Here is a 16,806-nt window from a genome sequence, read left to right as displayed (position 1 = left end):
AGGGATGATACTTTTGAAGGGGAAGCGGCTGCACTTTTCGATGAAATGGAAGCTGATCTTGAGTTTCTCGGCGATTACACTTATTTTTCTGGGCGTGGCTGTGTACCAGGGACATAAAATCAAGCAGGTCGAGCGATCCATGGAACGGCAGAAGAGCGAAATGGAGAATAGAATTACGGTCTCAACCATCACCCAGCAGCTGCAGGAGCTGAACCGTGCGGAGACTTCCTTGGCGGAATCCAGTGACCTGGAGCAGGCAGAGCCTTTGAAGGAGAAGCAGCAGCAGCTGTCCACGGAGCTGGCCAAGGTAAATTTTGAGCTGGGTACGCCTGCTTCTGCGAGCTATAAGCTGCTGTCTGCCCAGGCCGCAGAATACAGCGCTCTGACGAAGGAACTGGTAACCACAATGTCGGACGAGACCCTTGACCCGCTAAGTGTTTTGGAGAAAATCGATGGTATACATACGAAGGCGCTTGCGCTGAATCAGGACATGCTGAAGACTAACGGTGAGCTGTACACCGCTGCTGCTGCCAATGCCGATCAGGCCCAGGGGGTCTCCTTCGCCCTGCTGGATGATACGGTATCCATCGTGACGTACGCTGCGATCGCAGTGTCCCTGTTCATGCTGGTGCTCGCCTGGCTGCTGATCCGCTCGTTCCTGTCACCGGTGCGCAAGCTGCAGGCGGCGCTCAGACAGATCGCGGAGGGCGATCTGCGGCAGCAGATTAACTCCCCGTACAATGATGAGCTGGGACAACTGAGCCATCATTTCGACCATATGGTCAGCAGGGTACAGGGGATGCTGCGGCAGACCTTGTCAGCGGCAGGCTCGCTTGCCGATTACGCGCAATCTTTTCAGGGGTCTTCGGCGGTTACAGCGCATACGAACCAGAATATTGTCAGAACCATCCAGGAGATTTCGCTTGGAGCAGACCAGCAGGCTGTCCAGTCGGAGCAGAGCTCACAGCTGCTGGAGGAGCTGGCCTGCGGGGTTCAGGAGATTGCCGATTATACGGATGTCATGCTGACTACGAGTGAAGCCGCTAACCAGAACAGGCAGCAGGGCTCGGAGACCGTTACGGCGCTGCGTCAGAGCTCCCAGGATTCCCGGGTGTCCATCAGCAAGGTCTATGGGGCGCTGGACAAGCTGGTGAGCCAGTCCAAGGATATCTCGCGTATTACCCATTCGATCACCGAAATCTCGAAGCAGACGAATATTCTCTCACTGAACGCAGCGATTGAAGCTGCCAGGGCGGGGGCAGCAGGCAAAGGCTTCGCCGTGATTGCCGATGAAGTGCGGCAGTTGTCCGTACAGACGAATGACTCCTCGGTACTTATCAGCAGGATTATTCAGGAGCTTGGGGCTGGTATGGCGGATTTCCAGGGACATATGATGGAGACCCGGGACCGTCTGGAGCAGCAGGACCATCAGGTGGAACAGACCCTGGCTTCCTTCGCCGCTATCGACGAATCGATTACAGGCATCAGCATACAGATCGGGCAAATTCACCACAAGGTGGAACAGACGCGTACCCTCAATTCGCGGCTTGCCGAAGCTGTACATTCTGTTGCGGCTGTAGCTGAGCAGACGGCGGCCGGAGTTCAGGAGGTGAACGCCTCCAGCACCCAGCAGGATCAGGCCATCGGGGACATCGCCAGGCAGGCCGGGGAGATTAATGAAATCTCGCAGCGGCTGTTCCGGGAGATCAATGTGTTCAAAATATCGGAGGCTGCTGAGGCCGGATTCGAGCTGGGAGCAGCGTCTGAGCTAGAGCCGGACCCAGATTCGGACCCGGGTTCAGATCCAAGTTCAACACATGCAGCTCCAAAGGTTCGCGGGATGGTGCAGAAATCGGAAGAGCAGCAGGAAGCGGAGACTGCCGGGGAAATCCAGCCCAAGCTACAGCGGGAGATGCATACGAAGCAGACGGAACAGACAGCAAAAAGGGCAGAAGCCGGTAATCACCGGCCGCTGCCAGGAAGAATGCCAGTGCAGGAAGAGCCTGCGCCCGGCCTGAGTACGCTTGTTAACGAACCTGATAAAGAGATCTCCAAAGAGCTGGAGGAGGAGCTACTGGTCCTGGCGAAGTGAATGGGTCAGCGACGAGACCAGCTCCGTGAACCACTCTGATAAGGACAGGAAGCTGAAGCCCGCGCTGCGGGCTTTTGCCGTATCCATGAACCACGATGCACCGATGCCAAAAGGCGATTGATCCGTCTCAGCCGCCTCACTCTGGACGATAGCTGTCCTTCCGGTAATCTGCTCGATGATGGAGATAACGCCGCCAATGGTGAGGGTACCGTCCGAGCAGGCGTTCACAGGCCCCGTGACGGCTGAGCCCTCCCGGCCCAGCCAATGCAGGAAATCAGCCGCTTCATCCGAACGGATGAACGAGATCTCCGCCTGCGGATTAGGGATGCCAACCGGCCTTCCCGCCAGAACATGCTCGATGTGAAAATGCAACCGGCGCGTATAATCATCCGTGCCCAGCACAATCGGAAAACGTACCGCAGCCACCGGGAAATCGGCTGTCTGGAGCAGAACGGCTTCGGCTTGTCTTTTGCCTTCCTGGTAACTGATATCCGTCTTCCCGCCAGACTTCAGCGGATAATGCCAGGGATCGAAGTCCGTTTCAGCCAGCGCCTCCGGCTGCGGATCGTACACGGATAAGCTGGAAGTCAGGATATACCGCTTGGCCCGCCCCGCCCAGATCCGCACAGCTGCCGCCGCCTCATCCGGCGTGTAGCAAATGTTATCGTAGACGATATCCCATACAGTGTCCCCGACAGCCTGCTCAAGCGCCGCTTCATCCGTCCGGTCCGCGGCCAGCCGGGTGACATGCTCACCGAAGGAATCCTCTGTTAGGCCCCGGGTCAGAATGGTGACCTCGCTGTCCTGGTCCTGGAGCAGCAGCTCCACCAGCCTTTTGCCGAAAAATCTCGTCCCTCCAAGCACAAGCACCTTCTTCATGGGATCACCTCTCCTAAGTTATAGTCAGAGCTACTGCTCCATTCAGCCGTATTATGCAGCCATCCGAAGCTCACCGTATGCAGGCGCTCCATAGGTATAGGCGTATCTCGCGTTGTCTATATACATGGAATCCAAGGACTGAACCGTAAACGTGCTTACAGCAGCGGTTACCTCCCCGGCATTCTCCTGGCGGAGCAGCTCCAGCAATACTGGAATCCGCCCTTGCTCATAAGCCTCAGCTAGAGCCCGCAGATAACCCCGGTAATCGGAATCCTGCGGAAGCGCGGGGCCTTCATGCTGGATCAGCTCCTCCCGGACCTTGCTCAAGGCCTGGCGTGCACGGTGCAGCGCCGCTTTTACCGCGCCTTCCGTGGTTGCCAAGAGTCCGGCGGACTCGGCGGCTGAATACCCCAGCACATCGCGGAGGACCCAGGCGGTCCGCTGCGGCGGCGAGAGATGGGCGAGCAGCGCCTGAAAGGTCAGCTCCGTCTCGGTCAGCTCCTCCAGGGCTGCCGCCGCAGAAGCTGGATCGGATGACACTCCAGACCTTTCCATGGCACGGATGAGCGACCCCTGGCGGCGGGAGGCGTCAATCCAGGTATTCTTGGCAATCCGCAGCAGCAGGGCTTCGGGATTGGGGCTGATGGTGAATTTGCGGTAGCCCAGCGCTTTGACCCAAGTCTCCTGCGCCAGATCGTCGGCGTCGAAGCGGGAGCGGGTGAGCGACAGGCAGTAGCGCTGGAGTGTTGTTCCCAGCTCCTGCAGATGTCTTGTATCCATAGCTATCTTATCGGATGTCCGGTGTTGTTCAAGCATCGTCATAGTGGCCCTCTCCTTCGATGGGTTGTGTTGCTTCTATTATATAAACGAACGGCACAATGTAAAAGATACGCACTCCCGCTATTTCCGCAACTCTTCCGCCTTCCGTATCTTTTCGCGCGGGCTGACCGTTTACAGGGTATCCACACTAAAACAGATCAGAGGAGGCACACCAGAATGAGCGTAATCCCCTATGTGATTGAACAGACAGCCAGAGGAGAGCGGTCTTATGATATCTATTCCCGGCTGCTGAAGGACCGGATTGTATTCGTAGGTGCGGCAATCGATGACGGGCTGGCCAATAGCATTATCGCGCAGTTGCTGTTCCTCGCGGCGGATGAGCCGGAGAAGGATATTCAGATGTTCATTAACAGCCCCGGAGGCTCGACTACCGCAGGCTTCGGTATTTATGATACGATGCAGGTAATTAAACCTCAAGTCAACACGATCTGCACCGGTTTTGCTGCTTCGTTTGCTTCACTGCTGCTGCTGGCGGGAGCAACTGGCAAACGGTCCGCGTTGCCCAACAGCGAGATTATGATCCATCAGCCGCATGGCGGGGCGCAGGGGCAGGCGAGCGATATTGCCATCAGCGCCAGACGTATTCTCCAGATCCGTGAGAAGATTGTCGGGATCACCGCGCAGCGGACCGGACAGGCGCCGGAGAAGGTGGAGAAGGATATGGACCGGGATTATTTCATGTCGGCTGAGGAGGCACTGGAGTACGGAATTATTGACACGATCATCACCCATCTGTGAGACGAAGGAGAGGAAGAGCATGCTGGAAGCGCTGAAGGGACAGGAAGTTCATATTCATTTTTTGGATGGTACAAGTGTTAGGGGAGGCGTACTGGAGGAACTGGATGATCGGTTCGTGAAATACAGTACGGAGTATCAGACCCTCTACATTCCCATTACCTCGATCCGGGCGGTAGAGCTGCAGACCAAGGAGCGCGAGCGTCCGCGCGTCGGCTTCGGGCAATAACCGGGAGCTGCAGGTAAAAGCGTACAAAACCCCGTCATCCCTGCTAAGAACGAGCGGAGACGACGGGGTTTTTGCGCTTGTATAGGAAATTATAGTATCCACACCGAATGTATGTGAAAAACAACAAACATTGTGCTGGCACCCAGGCGCATGGCCCGAATGTATGCCAAAAACAGCATACATGTTAGTGGCACACGGCGCATGGCCCGAATGTATGCGAAAAACAGCATACATTGTGCTCGCACGCAGGCGTATGACCCGAATGTATGCCAAAAACAACATTCATTGTGCTCGCACGCAGGCGTATGACCCGAATGTATGCCAAAAACAACATTCATTGTGCTCGCACGCAGGCGTATGACCCGAATGTATGCCAAAAACAGCATACATTGTGCTCGCACGCAGGCGTATGGCCTAAATGTATGCGAAAAACAGCATACATTGTGCTCCGCATGCAGGCGTATGGCCCGAATGTATGCCAAAAACAGCATACATTGTGGTGGCACGCAGGCGTATGGCCCAAATGTATGCGAAAAACAGCATACATTGTGTTGGCACGCAGGCGTATGACCCGAATGTATGCGAAAAACAGGCATGACAAGACAGAGGCCTTGTCACCCCCAGGAATGAAAATAAGTCGGGTGCATCAGTCGCATCCCGACTTTTATTTTCGTATTAAACAGCATACATTGTGGTGCCACGAGGCCTTCTACTTCTCACTGAAACGGTACCGTCCTTTAAAAGGACGGCAAAGCCGTTCCCACTTGTGCGCGTAAGTTCTGGCAGCCGTATGAACGCCAGTCCCGCTTATACGGATAACGAGAAGGCAGGCTCCAGGCGGTGTACTCCCTTCGGGGAGTAGCCCAGGGCTGAGCTTAACCCGCACAGGTCCGCCAACAGATAGATAATGCTTAGCCACATCTCCGTGCCTTGCAGGCCGGTCTCCTGCTGCCGGGATAGCTGGAAGGCGAAGCCGCGCTCGGGAACCCAGAAGGGCAGCACTTCGCCGAGCAGCTTCTCCGCCCAAGCGCGGATCTCCGCCTGCCGGTAATCACTCTGCTTCTGGCAGAGCCAGAGCGGGTGGACGACATCCAGCACGTTGCAGGCATTGAGCGCGTCCAGGCGGAAGAAGCGGCGGTCCCGGCTATGAGCCAGCACGGTATCGATGCTGCGCTCCGGGTACGGCAGGGGCAGACCGAACTGGGCGTAGGTAGCGCGGGTAAGCCGGTAAAAGCCGTTCACCGGCTGCAGCCAGCCCTCCTCCGCAGTAGGCAGACCCCACAGCCCGGAGTCCCGGCGGCAATGCGTCGCCAGCCAGCCGAAGAGATCGTCCGGGCGCTTGCCGGAGCCGAAGGACTTCAGGTTGTGATACAGGCCGGTAGCATAGCAATCGATCCAGTCGCCGGCGCCCCAGGCATTGTCCGTCCATGGCAGACTATTAAGCTGCTGATACAGTGTAGCAGTATCCATATTCTCGGCAACAGCAACGGGATGGGGCAGAGCAGAACCTAACACCTCCAGCGCGTAGCCTACTGCGAGAAGATGATAACGCGAGAGATGATCGGCTAACCGCTCCGGCTGATCCTCCGGTCCGGGCGGCGACCACGGGTCGGGCAATAATCCGGTCTGGCTATCCTGGAACTGCTCTAATGTGGCGATCAGCTCTTCCTTCATCCAGCCAGGCGGCAGACTGCCGAACATTGCAGCAATCTCCACAGCATCGCAGTACGCCCGTACGGTCCGCCCCGCTCCCGGCCGGTCCCGGAACAGCTTCTCTCCCTCGATCGTTTCGGAGTAGAACTCCAGCAGGGAAGTTAGCTGCTCCTGCAACTGCTTGCTGAAGTCTGCCAACTGGCTATAAAGTGTCTTAAAAGCGGGGGCAACTCCACCAGTCAGTCCTGCGGCATCGCCTAACCGCCTTGCACCATCGCTCAACCGCCCAACGCCATCGTCCGACCCCTCACTGCGATCTCCCACCGCCTCAACGTCCTCGCCGAACAGCTTAATATTTTTCTCCAACCGCTCACCGTTTTTCCCCAGCCCCTTACTTCCTTCCTCCCTCTGCTCAGATTCTCCCCCCAAATTAGCCTCCTCAATTCCCATTCCATCCTTCATCTTCATCACTGATTCCTCCTTGTCCTTGGTGGGCTCAGCCGTTGCAGCGGCCTCCCCGGCCAGCCGGCTGCGGATCAGCTTGGCCGGATTGCCGCCGACAATGCTGTACGCCGGCACATCGCGGGTTACTACCGCCCCCGCCGCAACAATGCTGTGCGAGCCGATCCGCACCCCGTCAAGAATCACGGCATTAGCCCCGATCCACACATCATCTCCTATGACAATGCCCTTGACTGTCAAAGGCTGGCGGAAGACCGGAACATCCGTCACGGCGTAGCCGTGATTGAAGCCGTATAGACTTGCATGGGAAGCGATCCGCACGCCATTCCCCATGGTAATATCGCCTGACAATATGCTATAGCTGTTCATAGAGCAGTCGCTGCCTGTGACCAGCCGTGTGCTGCGGATAATCGCACCTCCTGCAATGTAGCTCCGGTCGCCGAGCGCCAGCTGATCCGGCAGCACGATGGCTTGCGGCGAGACGAAGCAGGCTTCTCCGAAGGTGCAGGGATAATCCGCAGCAAGCTGCTGCTGGTAGCGGTCCTGCTGAAGACGTTCTTGTTCGGACAAGCCAATCCAAGGCATGTAATCCAGGGCTTGTGCTTGGGTGGACAGGGTTTCAGTCATCTGGTATCTCTCCTTCATCATTCCAGCCGTTAATGTCCTAAGTGTAGCAATGAATGCAGGGGAGTGGCATGGTATAATGAACAAAATTGGCATGTCAAAAACGCTTCAGTATTAATCTCTGGTTGATCCCATTCCTGATTGATCCCATCTCTGGTAAATGGCAAACCGAGAAACGGAGGAGCTATACATGGAGGAGATTCCGCAGAATCTGGTGATGGATATCCACTGGATTCATGACAAGACCACCTTCCCGCACTGGAAGGATATCCGTCAGAATATACATGTGCACAGCCTGTACTGGATTCAGGAAGGGGAAGGAGTGTTCCAGACAGACACAGAGGAGCATCCGGTGTCGCCGGACATGCTGTTCTATCTGTGGCCGGGCCTGTCCATGGAGATGAGCAGCGGAGGCGGGGAGCCCCTGAGGATCACCATGATCCTGCTGTCGTTGTATACGTTGTCTCCTTCAGCGGATAATCAGGGGAGGGTGGAGCCGCTTCATGCACTGCCTTTGCCGTTCCTCCTGAAGCCGGGGAGGGAGCCAGGCAGACAGCTGAGTCAGCTGTTCCGCCAGATTGCCGGCGATTTTGTTCCTGGTAATCCCGGAAGCCAGCTTAAGACTCAGGCGCTGCTCTATGAGCTTTTGTACGAATTGTTTCAGGCTAAGGATAGCGCTAATCCTGACTTGGGGCAGGGCTATGAACTGTTCTTACGGATGAAGGAGGAGCTTGAGCGGCGCTACAGTGAACCCTTGCAGATCCATGAGCTGGCGGTGCGCTACGGCATATCCTCCTCGTATGTGCGCAGTCTTTTTCAGCAATATCTGCACAAGAGTCCCAAAGGGTATTTAAGTGAAATCCGCTATGAACATGCGAAGAAGCAACTGCTGTATACCAGGCTAACCCTGAAGGAGATTGCTGCCGCCTGCGGATACAGCGATGAGTTTCATTTCAGCAAAGCCTTCAAGCAGCTCAGCGGACAGCCGCCGTCTGCGATGAGGTCCTGCTAATCCCGCAACGGCTAGGCACGACAGAGGTATGGGATAGAGAGGGTTACGCATAATAAACGGATGGACCAGATCAGAGTAGTCCACACTGGGCGGCCTTTACAATGATCAGTTAACGGCAGCGAAAAACGGGTAATTTATTATCATGTGTATCATTTGCACTTTTGTCCGGCTGGTCTTGCTTAAATTTGAAATAAAAAAGTTGAACAACACCGCCGTTGTGATATAATTATCCGGTTGGCCTGATGGATTGACATGTGGACGGGACCCTAAGCTTATTTTCAATTTATTAAGGTTAAAAGCGAAGGAAAACGAAGGATTTCAGTGCAATGAAGTGAATTACAGAGTATTAATGTAGAAAACGGCAGATTTTACACGGAAGATCACAGTTTTTGTCGGATTTTATTGATTTATTGAGAAAGTTTCTGTATAATCAGCGTTGTTGATTTTTCATAGGATGTAGCCTGTTCCAGAGCAGCAAGGCTAATAACTAATAACTTAAGCATAATTAGGGGGTTATTAATTTGGGAAAAGCGTTAATTATTGGCGCTGGCGGTGTAGCGAGCGTTGTTGTTCATAAATGCTGCCAGAACCCGGATGTATTCGAAGAGATTTGCATTGCCAGCCGTACGGTGTCGAAGTGCGATGCGCTCAAGGAGAAGCTGGACGGGGGCCTGACTAAGATTTCTACGGCCAAGCTGGATGCTGACAACACGGAAGAAGTCATTGAGCTGATCAAGAGCTTCCAGCCGGATGTCGTGATTAATGTGGCTCTTCCTTACCAGGATCTGACGATCATGGATGCCTGCCTGGCTACCGGAGTGCACTATGTAGATACAGCGAACTACGAACCGCAGGATACGGCGAAGTTTGAATATTCCTGGCAATGGGCTTACAAGGAAAGATTCGAGAAGGCCGGAATTACAGCGCTGCTCGGCAGCGGCTTCGACCCTGGCGTAACCGGTGTATTCACGGCTTATGCGCAGAAGCATTATTTTGACGAGATCCATACGATTGATATTGTGGATGCGAATGCGGGCGACCACGGTTATCCGTTTGCCACTAACTTCAATCCTGAGATTAATATCCGCGAGATTACTGCGAACGGACGTTACTTCGAGAATGGCGAGTGGATTGAGACAGCGCCGCTGTCCGAGAAGAAAGTATACGATCTCCCGGAGATCGGCCCGAAGGATATCTACCTTTTGTACCATGAAGAGTTAGAATCCTTGGCAGTTAACATTCCTGGCGTCAAAAAAATCCGCTTCTGGATGACCTTCTCGCAGAACTATCTGACTCACCTGAAGGTGCTTGAGAATGTCGGCATGACTTCTATTGAGCCTATTAATTATGAAGGTAAAGAGATTATTCCTTTGCAGTTCCTGAAGGCCATTCTGCCTGACCCGGCTTCCCTGGGACCAAGAACCAAAGGTAAAACCAATATCGGCTGTATCATTCAAGGAACCAAAGACGGCCAGCCTAAGACCTATTATGTCTACAATGTCTGCGATCACGAAGAGTGCTATAGAGAGGTTGGCTCCCAGGCCATTTCCTACACTACCGGCGTTCCTGCGATGATTGGGGCAATGATGATTATCAAAGGCATCTGGAACAAGCCGGGTGTACACAATATCGAAGAGTTCGACCCAGATCCATTCATGGATGCTCTTAACAAACACGGCCTGCCTTGGCAAGAAGATTTCTCGCCGACGCTGCTGGATTAAGGCGTATGACCATGAAGAACAAGGACATCGATATTGATATCAGCAATCTGCCGTCCCCGGCGTATCTGGTGGATGAACGGCTGCTGACGAAGAACCTGGAGACTCTGAATTATGTGCAGGAGAAGAGCGGAGCCAAGATTCTGCTTGCGCAAAAAGGCTTCTCCATGCACGCCATGTACCCGCTGGTAGGCAAATACCTGCATGGGGTAACCTCCAGCTCCCTGTTTGAGGCCCGGCTGGGCTTTGAGGAGATGGGCAAAGAGGTCCATGTCTATGCACCGGCTTATGTAGACCGCGAGTTCGATGAGCTGCTTCGCTACAGCGATCATATGGTGTTCAACTCGTTTGACCAATGGAGCCGGTTCAAGCAGCGCGTGCAGAACGCGCCGAAGCAGATTAGCTGCGGGATTCGCGTCAATCCGGAGTATTCCGAGATTGAAGTGCCGCTCTATGATCCTTGCTACAACTTCTCCCGCATGGGCGTAACCCTGCCGAACTTCCGGCCGGACGAGCTGGACGGCATTGACGGCCTGCATTTCCATACTATGTGCGAACAGAACTCGGATACGCTGGAGCGTACGCTTAAGGTCGTAGAGGAGAAGTTCGGCCAATATCTGCACGGTATGAAATGGCTGAACTTCGGTGGCGGGCATCATATTACCCGTCCTGACTATGATCTCGACACCTTGATCAAGTGTATTCTGCACATGAAGCAGACGTACAATGTGGAGATCTACCTGGAGCCGGGAGAAGCGGTTGCGCTCAATACCGGTTATCTGGTAGCCACGGTACTGGATACGATGCATAACGGCATGGATATCGCGATTCTCGATACTTCGGCGGAATGCCATATGCCGGATGTGCTGGCGATGCCTTACCGTCCGGGCATTATCGGGGCCGGAGAACCGGGCGAATTCGCCCACACCTACCGGCTGGGCGGCATGACCTGCCTGGCGGGGGATGTTATCGGCGATTATTCCTTCCCGGAGCCGCTGAAATACGGCGACAAGCTGATCTTCACCGACATGGCGCATTACTCCATGGTGAAGAACCACATGTTCAACGGCGTCAACCTCCCGGCCATCGCTTCCTATAATGAAGCAGAAGGCCTCAAGGTAATCCGCGAGTTCGAATATAGTGATTTTAGCGGCCGGTTGTCATAACGAATAGCTGCAATATATAGATGCATAATAGAAGCGCCCCTTCAGCCTTGGCTGAGGGGGCGTTTTGTGGGTGCGCGGATGGGCAGGGGGAGCTTGCTTGATCGGCAGCCTGCGATATTGCCAATTTGCTATTTTTCTGATGAATATCCGCTATATTGCCGCTAATCAGTAATTAGTCCTGCTCACCGCTCACCGTTACTTTTCCGGTGCTGCGCTGCTTTACCTGCCGCTGGAAATGCTGCAATAAATGCAACAATACCGCCGCTGATCCGAGCGTCTGCGCGAAATCCTGCATAAAATTCAACAATCTGCTGATCTCAGCCGCTAATCCACTGGAAATGCTGCAAAAAGTGCAACAATGCCTAGATTAGTCTCCTAACCAGCCAATATTCCTGCATTTAGTGCAACAATGGAGGTCGGTGAGAACGCTATATCTGCATCTGTATCAGAAAAAAACTGTTTATCACCTTATCTCAAACAACGAATCATTTATAAAACGGACTATTCTCATCTGCGATGGGAGATAGCCCGTTTTGCTCTTTTATGGGAGGAAGACCTTCTTACTTCATACTAATCGCAATTCTGCTCTCCTGCGGCAGCCAGTCAACCTTCGCCCCAAGCTGTTCGCTGATGAAGCGCAGCGGCAGGTAGACGGTGCCATTCACTACAAACGGCGGCGTGGCCAGAGTGACACTTTTACCATTGACGGTGGTGGCTCCGTTCACGGTATTGATGACGATGGATAGCGGAGTTTTATCGGCAGCGGTACCAGTGATCGTTACTACTTTGTCCATGGAATAACCGATAGTAGCGCCCATCTTGGTGAACAGCGAACGTAGCGGAATGAAATTCTGTCCGTTACGGGTAATTACTCCATTCGTGAAGGCGATGGATTCGCTATTCAGGGTAACGGAGATCGGCTTCTGCATCGGGACAGGCTGCTTATAGCTGAATTCATAAGTACCGTACCCTAGTTGAGCATTCTTGTTCACGCCCCAGCCCCAGAGCGTGCCGTCGTTTTTCTGCATAATGACATGTCTTCCGCCGCCTTTTATCGACTGAATATCGGAAGCAAGCAAGGTGAACTTTGCATTCGGCGACATAAGCTCTGCGGCAATCGAAGCCGCATAGACCTTGCCGTCTGAGGTCAGTGCGACAATAGATTGTTCAACGATGTAGGCATCGGTCACCTTGCTGATCCCTGAGAAGACGACCGGAACGGGTTCATCCTGATATGTGGTTCCATCCGAATATCCGGTGACCGTGGAGCCCCAGAACCATAGTCGGGATTGCTTATCAATCGCGAGCCGGCTGCGCCCGTTGTTGTACAGGGCCCGAATATCTTTTAAGCCGGAGAATGGAGTTGCAGTTAACTGGGCCGGGTCACTATAGGTCTCCGGTAAATAACTATCCTGGTCTGGCCAGGTCCAGACGCTGCCATCCTTGCTGAGCGCATAATTCTGTTCGAGCTGCACAATATCCTTCAGATTGGGGACGGGTGTAAAAGTGGCAAGTTCGTCAATGCTGGTCCAGACCGTCCCGTCTGTCTTCAAGAACAGATAACGATGCCAGTCGCTATCTTTATTGTTAAGCTTGTTGCTCTCGGAATATTGGGAGATAGCTGCAACGTGATCCAGGCCCGGAACACTCGCAAACGGTGGGGTCGTATTATCGTCAGTTGACGTAACTGAAGTATATACCGTACCCTCTCCGGTAACTGCTAAATGACGCGGGTATACTCTTTGGAAACTGGTTATATTCTTCAATTCCGGCACTGGCGTAACTTCGATGGCCATCGTCCGGGCGTTGCTCTCCCACTTCCAGACCGAGCCATCCTTGGTGGTTACCATTGCGCTGTAATATAGCGGGAAAGAAGACTGTACATCACTTAGTCCATGTACCTGCGTAGGTACAGACTTCGTCTCACCCCAGACCCACAGGCTCCCGTCATCCTTAATCAGATAATCGGGTCCGTAGGAAGAGATACCGGAGCTACCGCCACTAGCTGCTGCTGTTGCAGCCTCGGGAGTCCCAACAGTCAGACACGCCGTCAAACCCATCACCATACTCACAAGCAAATTTCTTTTTTTCATCAAGATATCCTCTACTCTCTATAGGGAATTACTGAATTAGGTAAATAAATGAATATATTACCTTGAATATAGACGCTGCACAGGTGCGAAAAGTTTCTTTGAAAATTAACCGTTGCTGGCGGCGCTCCTGTGGTACAATAATTTAGTCTGTTTTTTTGGAATTGTCCGTACTTGAGGAGGAAATTAGCGTTAATGAAACATGCACCTTTTATAGCCGTGGAAGGCCCGATTGGAGCCGGTAAAACCACCCTCGCCACGATGCTCGCCACCGAATTACAGCTTCCGGTTATTAAAGAAATTGTCGACGAGAATCCGTTTCTGGACAAGTTCTATCAGAATATGGACGACTGGAGCTTCCAGCTTGAGATGTTCTTTCTCTGCAACCGGTTTAAGCAGCTGGAAGACACGACTGTGCAGTACATAGATCAAGGGAAGCCGGTCATTTCGGATTATCATATCTATAAGAATCTGATCTTCGGGGAACGGACGCTGAAGGGATCGAAACGGGACAAATACCGGGAGATCTATCATATTCTGACCGATGATTTCCCCAAGCCGAACATTATTCTGTATATCCGGGCGGATCTGGATACGCTGCTGGCCCGGATTGCCAAGCGTGCGCGTACCTTCGAAGAGATCATTGCCCCTGCCTACCTCGAGCAGTTAATTGAGGATTACGACGATGCGATGGCATCACTGGCCCTTCGCGAACCGTCCACCGTAATCGTCACGATCGACGGAAACCAGGTGGATTTCGTGGAGAACCCGGAAGACTTCACCGCCATCGCGGAACAAGTAAAGGAGCTTATGAAATGAACAGTTACAATATCCCGAACAATGCCATTATCACGGTGGCCGGAACCGTAGGCGTCGGCAAATCGACGCTGACCGCAGCACTGGCGGAGCGCCTGGGCTTCCAGACCTCACTGGAGCAGGTGGATCATAACCCCTATCTGGAGAAGTTCTATCACGACTTCGAGCGGTGGAGCTTCCACCTGCAGATCTATTTCCTGGCGGAGCGCTTCAAGGAGCAGAAGAAGATGTTCGAGCTGGGCGGCGGATTCGTGCAGGACCGTTCGATTTATGAAGACACCGGGATTTTCGCAAAAATGCACGCCGACCAAGGCACCATGTCCCCGACAGATTATGCAACCTACACCAGCCTCTACGAGGCCATGGTGATGACGCCATACTTCCCGCACCCGGATGTGCTGATCTATATTGAAGGCAGCCTGCCTTCGATCCTGACCCGCATTAATGAGCGCGGACGCGAGATGGAGATTCAGACCGATGTCTCCTACTGGGAGCATATGCACGCCCGCTATTCCCAGTGGATCAACGAATTCAGCGCCTGCCCGGTGCTGCGCCTGAATATTGATGAGTATGATGTGAAGGATCCGGCTTCCATGTCGGAGATTCTGACCCGGGTCAGCGCGGTAATTAACCGGACTGCGGTGGGGAAATAAATAGTTAGATTGAAAAAGCAGCACCAGGGGTTTATCCTGGAGCTGCTTTTTTGATCCGCCTTCCTGCAATGAGGCCGCATCCATCACGGAATGTTAAAATACAATGGTTTCGGGGGTTACACCCTTGGGATATTCTTCCTCCCATATGGTTTTGTCCATATAGGCTTGATACCACATGTCGCCAATCACATCCGGATCATTGATTGCGCCAGTACCCGACTCCTTAATCAACAAGCCTAAAGAACGGTGACCAACAAAAATGCCTTGAGCAGCCAATGAAGTATGAAGATTAGCTACATAATTGCGCAGCCCTGAAAGAGCAATACCGATATTCCCCATCATTGGGACGGGGTACATGGCAGATAATCCTGTGGTAAATAGTATGGAACCCTCATTCTTAGCGAGCATATCAGGGAGAACAGCACTGACAACTTGGATGGCACTGACCACATTGGCCTCAAATGCGTCCCTTACATTCTCTACGGTTAACTCCAATACAGAGGTGGGAGGATAGTTGCCTGCTGTAGGACTGAATTCCAGCACATCAATCTGGCCATACTGTGCTTTAATGTTACTGATCGCCTGTTCAATTTGTTCTTTACTGAAAATATCCGCTATGAAATAAGAGGCCACAACACCCTCCGCTTTCAAGTCATTCACCATTTCTTGCAGCTTTGCGGCGTTTCTTGCGACTAATGCCACTTGGAAGTCATTTTTTCCAAAGCTCTTCGCAATAGACATTCCTAATCCCTTACCTGCACCAATGATCGCTAGTGTTTTCATATCTGATTCTCCTTTTATGAATACGTGAGTGTAATTGACAATTTTAATTGTAAAATCTACAATTAAAACGTTCAATGGTTGATATGAGTCAACATGACATTTAAACATCATTTTATATATATTTGACTATTATTTATGAAGGAGTGGCTTATTATTGGGCAAGGATAAGGTGGATCTGCGTATTCTTAAAACGCGAAAAGCGATTAAGGAAGCCTTCTTGAGACTAGTGCAAACCAAAGGCTACGAACGAATTACTGTACAAGACATTGCCGACGAAGCGATGATAAATCGAAACACATTTTATTTACACTATGTAGATAAACCTGAATTCATGGACAAGTTATTTCAGGAGAGCGTACAGAATTTGAATGCTTGCTTGAGCCTGGAGGTGAGCTCGATCCATGAGATGGACAAGGATATGTTCAGTACGATGATAAAAACGATTTTCGACAATATCGATGCAAACATGATATTCTTTAAAACCATGCTCACTCAAAACATTCACCCAAACTTCCCCATCTACTTAAAAGACGCTTTTAAAACGTTTATCTTCGCCGGAATCAGCGATTTCCGCCACGACGAAAAGATGAAAATTGGTCTCGAGTACATGATATCGGGATTGGTAGGTGCGATTTGTCTATGGATTGTTGAACGTGAGAATTATAAGATGGATGACTTTATCGACCATCTGAGTGAAATTCATTATCATAACATGGTTGACTTGCTGAAGAATACTAGATAGCAAAATAACTTATCCACACCAATAAACCGCAACTGAGCCGTTCTCAGTGCGGTTTTTTTGTATTTTCAGACATTTTCTCTTAAAAATTCAGGACTTTTTTCGTTTTCCGAGTGTATTAACCCTATTTCGGGGCGTTTGACGCAGCTTTTGTCGAGATTTGTTAAGAGTTTGTTTAGAGCCGCCTGATAGAATAAATGCAGATATGAAAAAATAGGTAGTTTATAACTAGTATTTTTTGTCCACGGGAGGGCAGGGCGAAAGGAGAATGCGGAAGCATAGGGAGTGAATCTTAGACTACAGCGAAGCTTGCTG

Annotated in this window: 15 protein-coding genes; 9 read left to right on the top strand and 6 right to left on the bottom strand. The window is 52.2% G+C overall.

Annotated features, from left to right (window positions below):
* Window positions 1–40: 40 nt before the first annotated feature.
* A complete protein-coding gene (locus tag J2Z70_RS15510) occupies window positions 41–2,092 on the top strand; it encodes a methyl-accepting chemotaxis protein (protein WP_209874533.1) in 2,052 nt (683 codons plus the stop codon).
* Here the strand turns inward: J2Z70_RS15510 and J2Z70_RS15505 are convergent.
* Together J2Z70_RS15505 and J2Z70_RS15500 are read right to left on the bottom strand one after the other, a co-directional pair.
* Entirely contained in the window at window positions 2,072–2,971 is a 900-nt protein-coding gene (locus tag J2Z70_RS15505; protein WP_209874530.1) for an NAD-dependent epimerase/dehydratase family protein, read from the bottom strand. The genes J2Z70_RS15510 and J2Z70_RS15505 overlap by 21 nt on opposite strands.
* Window positions 2,972–3,022: 51 nt before the next feature.
* Complete coding sequence (locus tag J2Z70_RS15500; protein ID WP_209874527.1) at window positions 3,023–3,793, bottom strand: RNA polymerase sigma factor; 771 nt, start codon at window positions 3,791–3,793, stop codon at window positions 3,023–3,025.
* Here J2Z70_RS15500 and J2Z70_RS15495 point away from each other — a divergent pair.
* Window positions 3,737–4,549, top strand: a complete 813-nt coding sequence (locus J2Z70_RS15495) for an ATP-dependent Clp protease proteolytic subunit (RefSeq protein WP_281068189.1) — start codon at window positions 3,737–3,739, stop codon at window positions 4,547–4,549. The genes J2Z70_RS15500 and J2Z70_RS15495 overlap by 57 nt on opposite strands.
* Before the next feature lie 19 nt (window positions 4,550–4,568).
* Window positions 4,569–4,775, top strand: coding sequence for a hypothetical protein (locus J2Z70_RS15490; RefSeq protein ID WP_209874521.1), 207 nt, complete (start codon window positions 4,569–4,571; stop codon window positions 4,773–4,775).
* 807 nt (window positions 4,776–5,582) lie between these two features.
* Here the strand turns inward: J2Z70_RS15490 and J2Z70_RS15485 are convergent.
* Window positions 5,583–7,517 (bottom strand): acyltransferase, encoded by a 1,935-nt coding sequence (locus J2Z70_RS15485; RefSeq protein WP_245368256.1) that lies wholly within the window; start codon window positions 7,515–7,517, stop codon window positions 5,583–5,585.
* A gap of 187 nt (window positions 7,518–7,704) precedes the next feature.
* Between J2Z70_RS15485 and J2Z70_RS15480 the strand changes: the two genes are divergently transcribed.
* From J2Z70_RS15480 to nspC, 3 genes are all read left to right on the top strand, one after another.
* Window positions 7,705–8,526, top strand: a complete 822-nt coding sequence (locus tag J2Z70_RS15480; protein WP_209874516.1) for an AraC family transcriptional regulator — start codon at window positions 7,705–7,707, stop codon at window positions 8,524–8,526.
* 521 nt (window positions 8,527–9,047) lie between these two features.
* The gene (locus tag J2Z70_RS15475) at window positions 9,048–10,247 is read left to right on the top strand and encodes a saccharopine dehydrogenase family protein (protein WP_036702452.1); all 1,200 of its coding nucleotides are present in this window, start codon (window positions 9,048–9,050) and stop codon (window positions 10,245–10,247) included.
* A gap of 26 nt (window positions 10,248–10,273) precedes the next feature.
* Window positions 10,274–11,410 (top strand): carboxynorspermidine decarboxylase, encoded by a 1,137-nt coding sequence (gene nspC / locus J2Z70_RS15470; RefSeq protein WP_209874726.1) that lies wholly within the window; start codon window positions 10,274–10,276, stop codon window positions 11,408–11,410.
* A gap of 172 nt (window positions 11,411–11,582) precedes the next feature.
* Here nspC and J2Z70_RS33665 read toward each other — a convergent pair whose 3' ends face one another.
* Window positions 11,583–11,714, bottom strand: a complete 132-nt coding sequence (locus tag J2Z70_RS33665; RefSeq protein ID WP_281068188.1) for a hypothetical protein — start codon at window positions 11,712–11,714, stop codon at window positions 11,583–11,585.
* 256 nt (window positions 11,715–11,970) lie between these two features.
* Complete coding sequence (locus J2Z70_RS15465; protein WP_209874514.1) at window positions 11,971–13,503, bottom strand: stalk domain-containing protein; 1,533 nt, start codon at window positions 13,501–13,503, stop codon at window positions 11,971–11,973.
* A 192-nt stretch (window positions 13,504–13,695) separates the two neighbouring features.
* On the opposite strand from J2Z70_RS15465, the gene J2Z70_RS15460 reads away from it, so the two are divergent.
* Entirely contained in the window at window positions 13,696–14,319 is a 624-nt protein-coding gene (locus tag J2Z70_RS15460) for a deoxynucleoside kinase (protein ID WP_209874512.1), read from the top strand.
* Window positions 14,316–14,969: a deoxynucleoside kinase gene (locus J2Z70_RS15455; protein WP_209874510.1), complete on the top strand. Its 654-nt coding sequence runs from the start codon at window positions 14,316–14,318 to the stop codon at window positions 14,967–14,969. Before J2Z70_RS15460 ends, J2Z70_RS15455 begins: the two co-directional genes overlap by 4 nt.
* 93 nt (window positions 14,970–15,062) lie before the next feature.
* Here the strand turns inward: J2Z70_RS15455 and J2Z70_RS15450 are convergent, their stop codons facing one another.
* Window positions 15,063–15,752, bottom strand: coding sequence for an SDR family NAD(P)-dependent oxidoreductase (locus J2Z70_RS15450; RefSeq protein WP_209874509.1), 690 nt, complete (start codon window positions 15,750–15,752; stop codon window positions 15,063–15,065).
* A 154-nt stretch (window positions 15,753–15,906) separates the two neighbouring features.
* On the opposite strand from J2Z70_RS15450, the gene J2Z70_RS15445 reads away from it, so the two are divergent.
* A complete protein-coding gene (locus tag J2Z70_RS15445) occupies window positions 15,907–16,494 on the top strand; it encodes a TetR/AcrR family transcriptional regulator (protein ID WP_209874507.1) in 588 nt (195 codons plus the stop codon).
* Window positions 16,495–16,806 lie beyond the last annotated feature (312 nt).

This window comes from Paenibacillus silagei (genome assembly GCF_017874735.1).
In the GTDB taxonomy this organism is placed as follows: domain Bacteria; phylum Bacillota; class Bacilli; order Paenibacillales; family Paenibacillaceae; genus Paenibacillus_AQ; species Paenibacillus_AQ silagei.
This window is presented reverse-complemented; position numbering and strand designations above follow the sequence as displayed.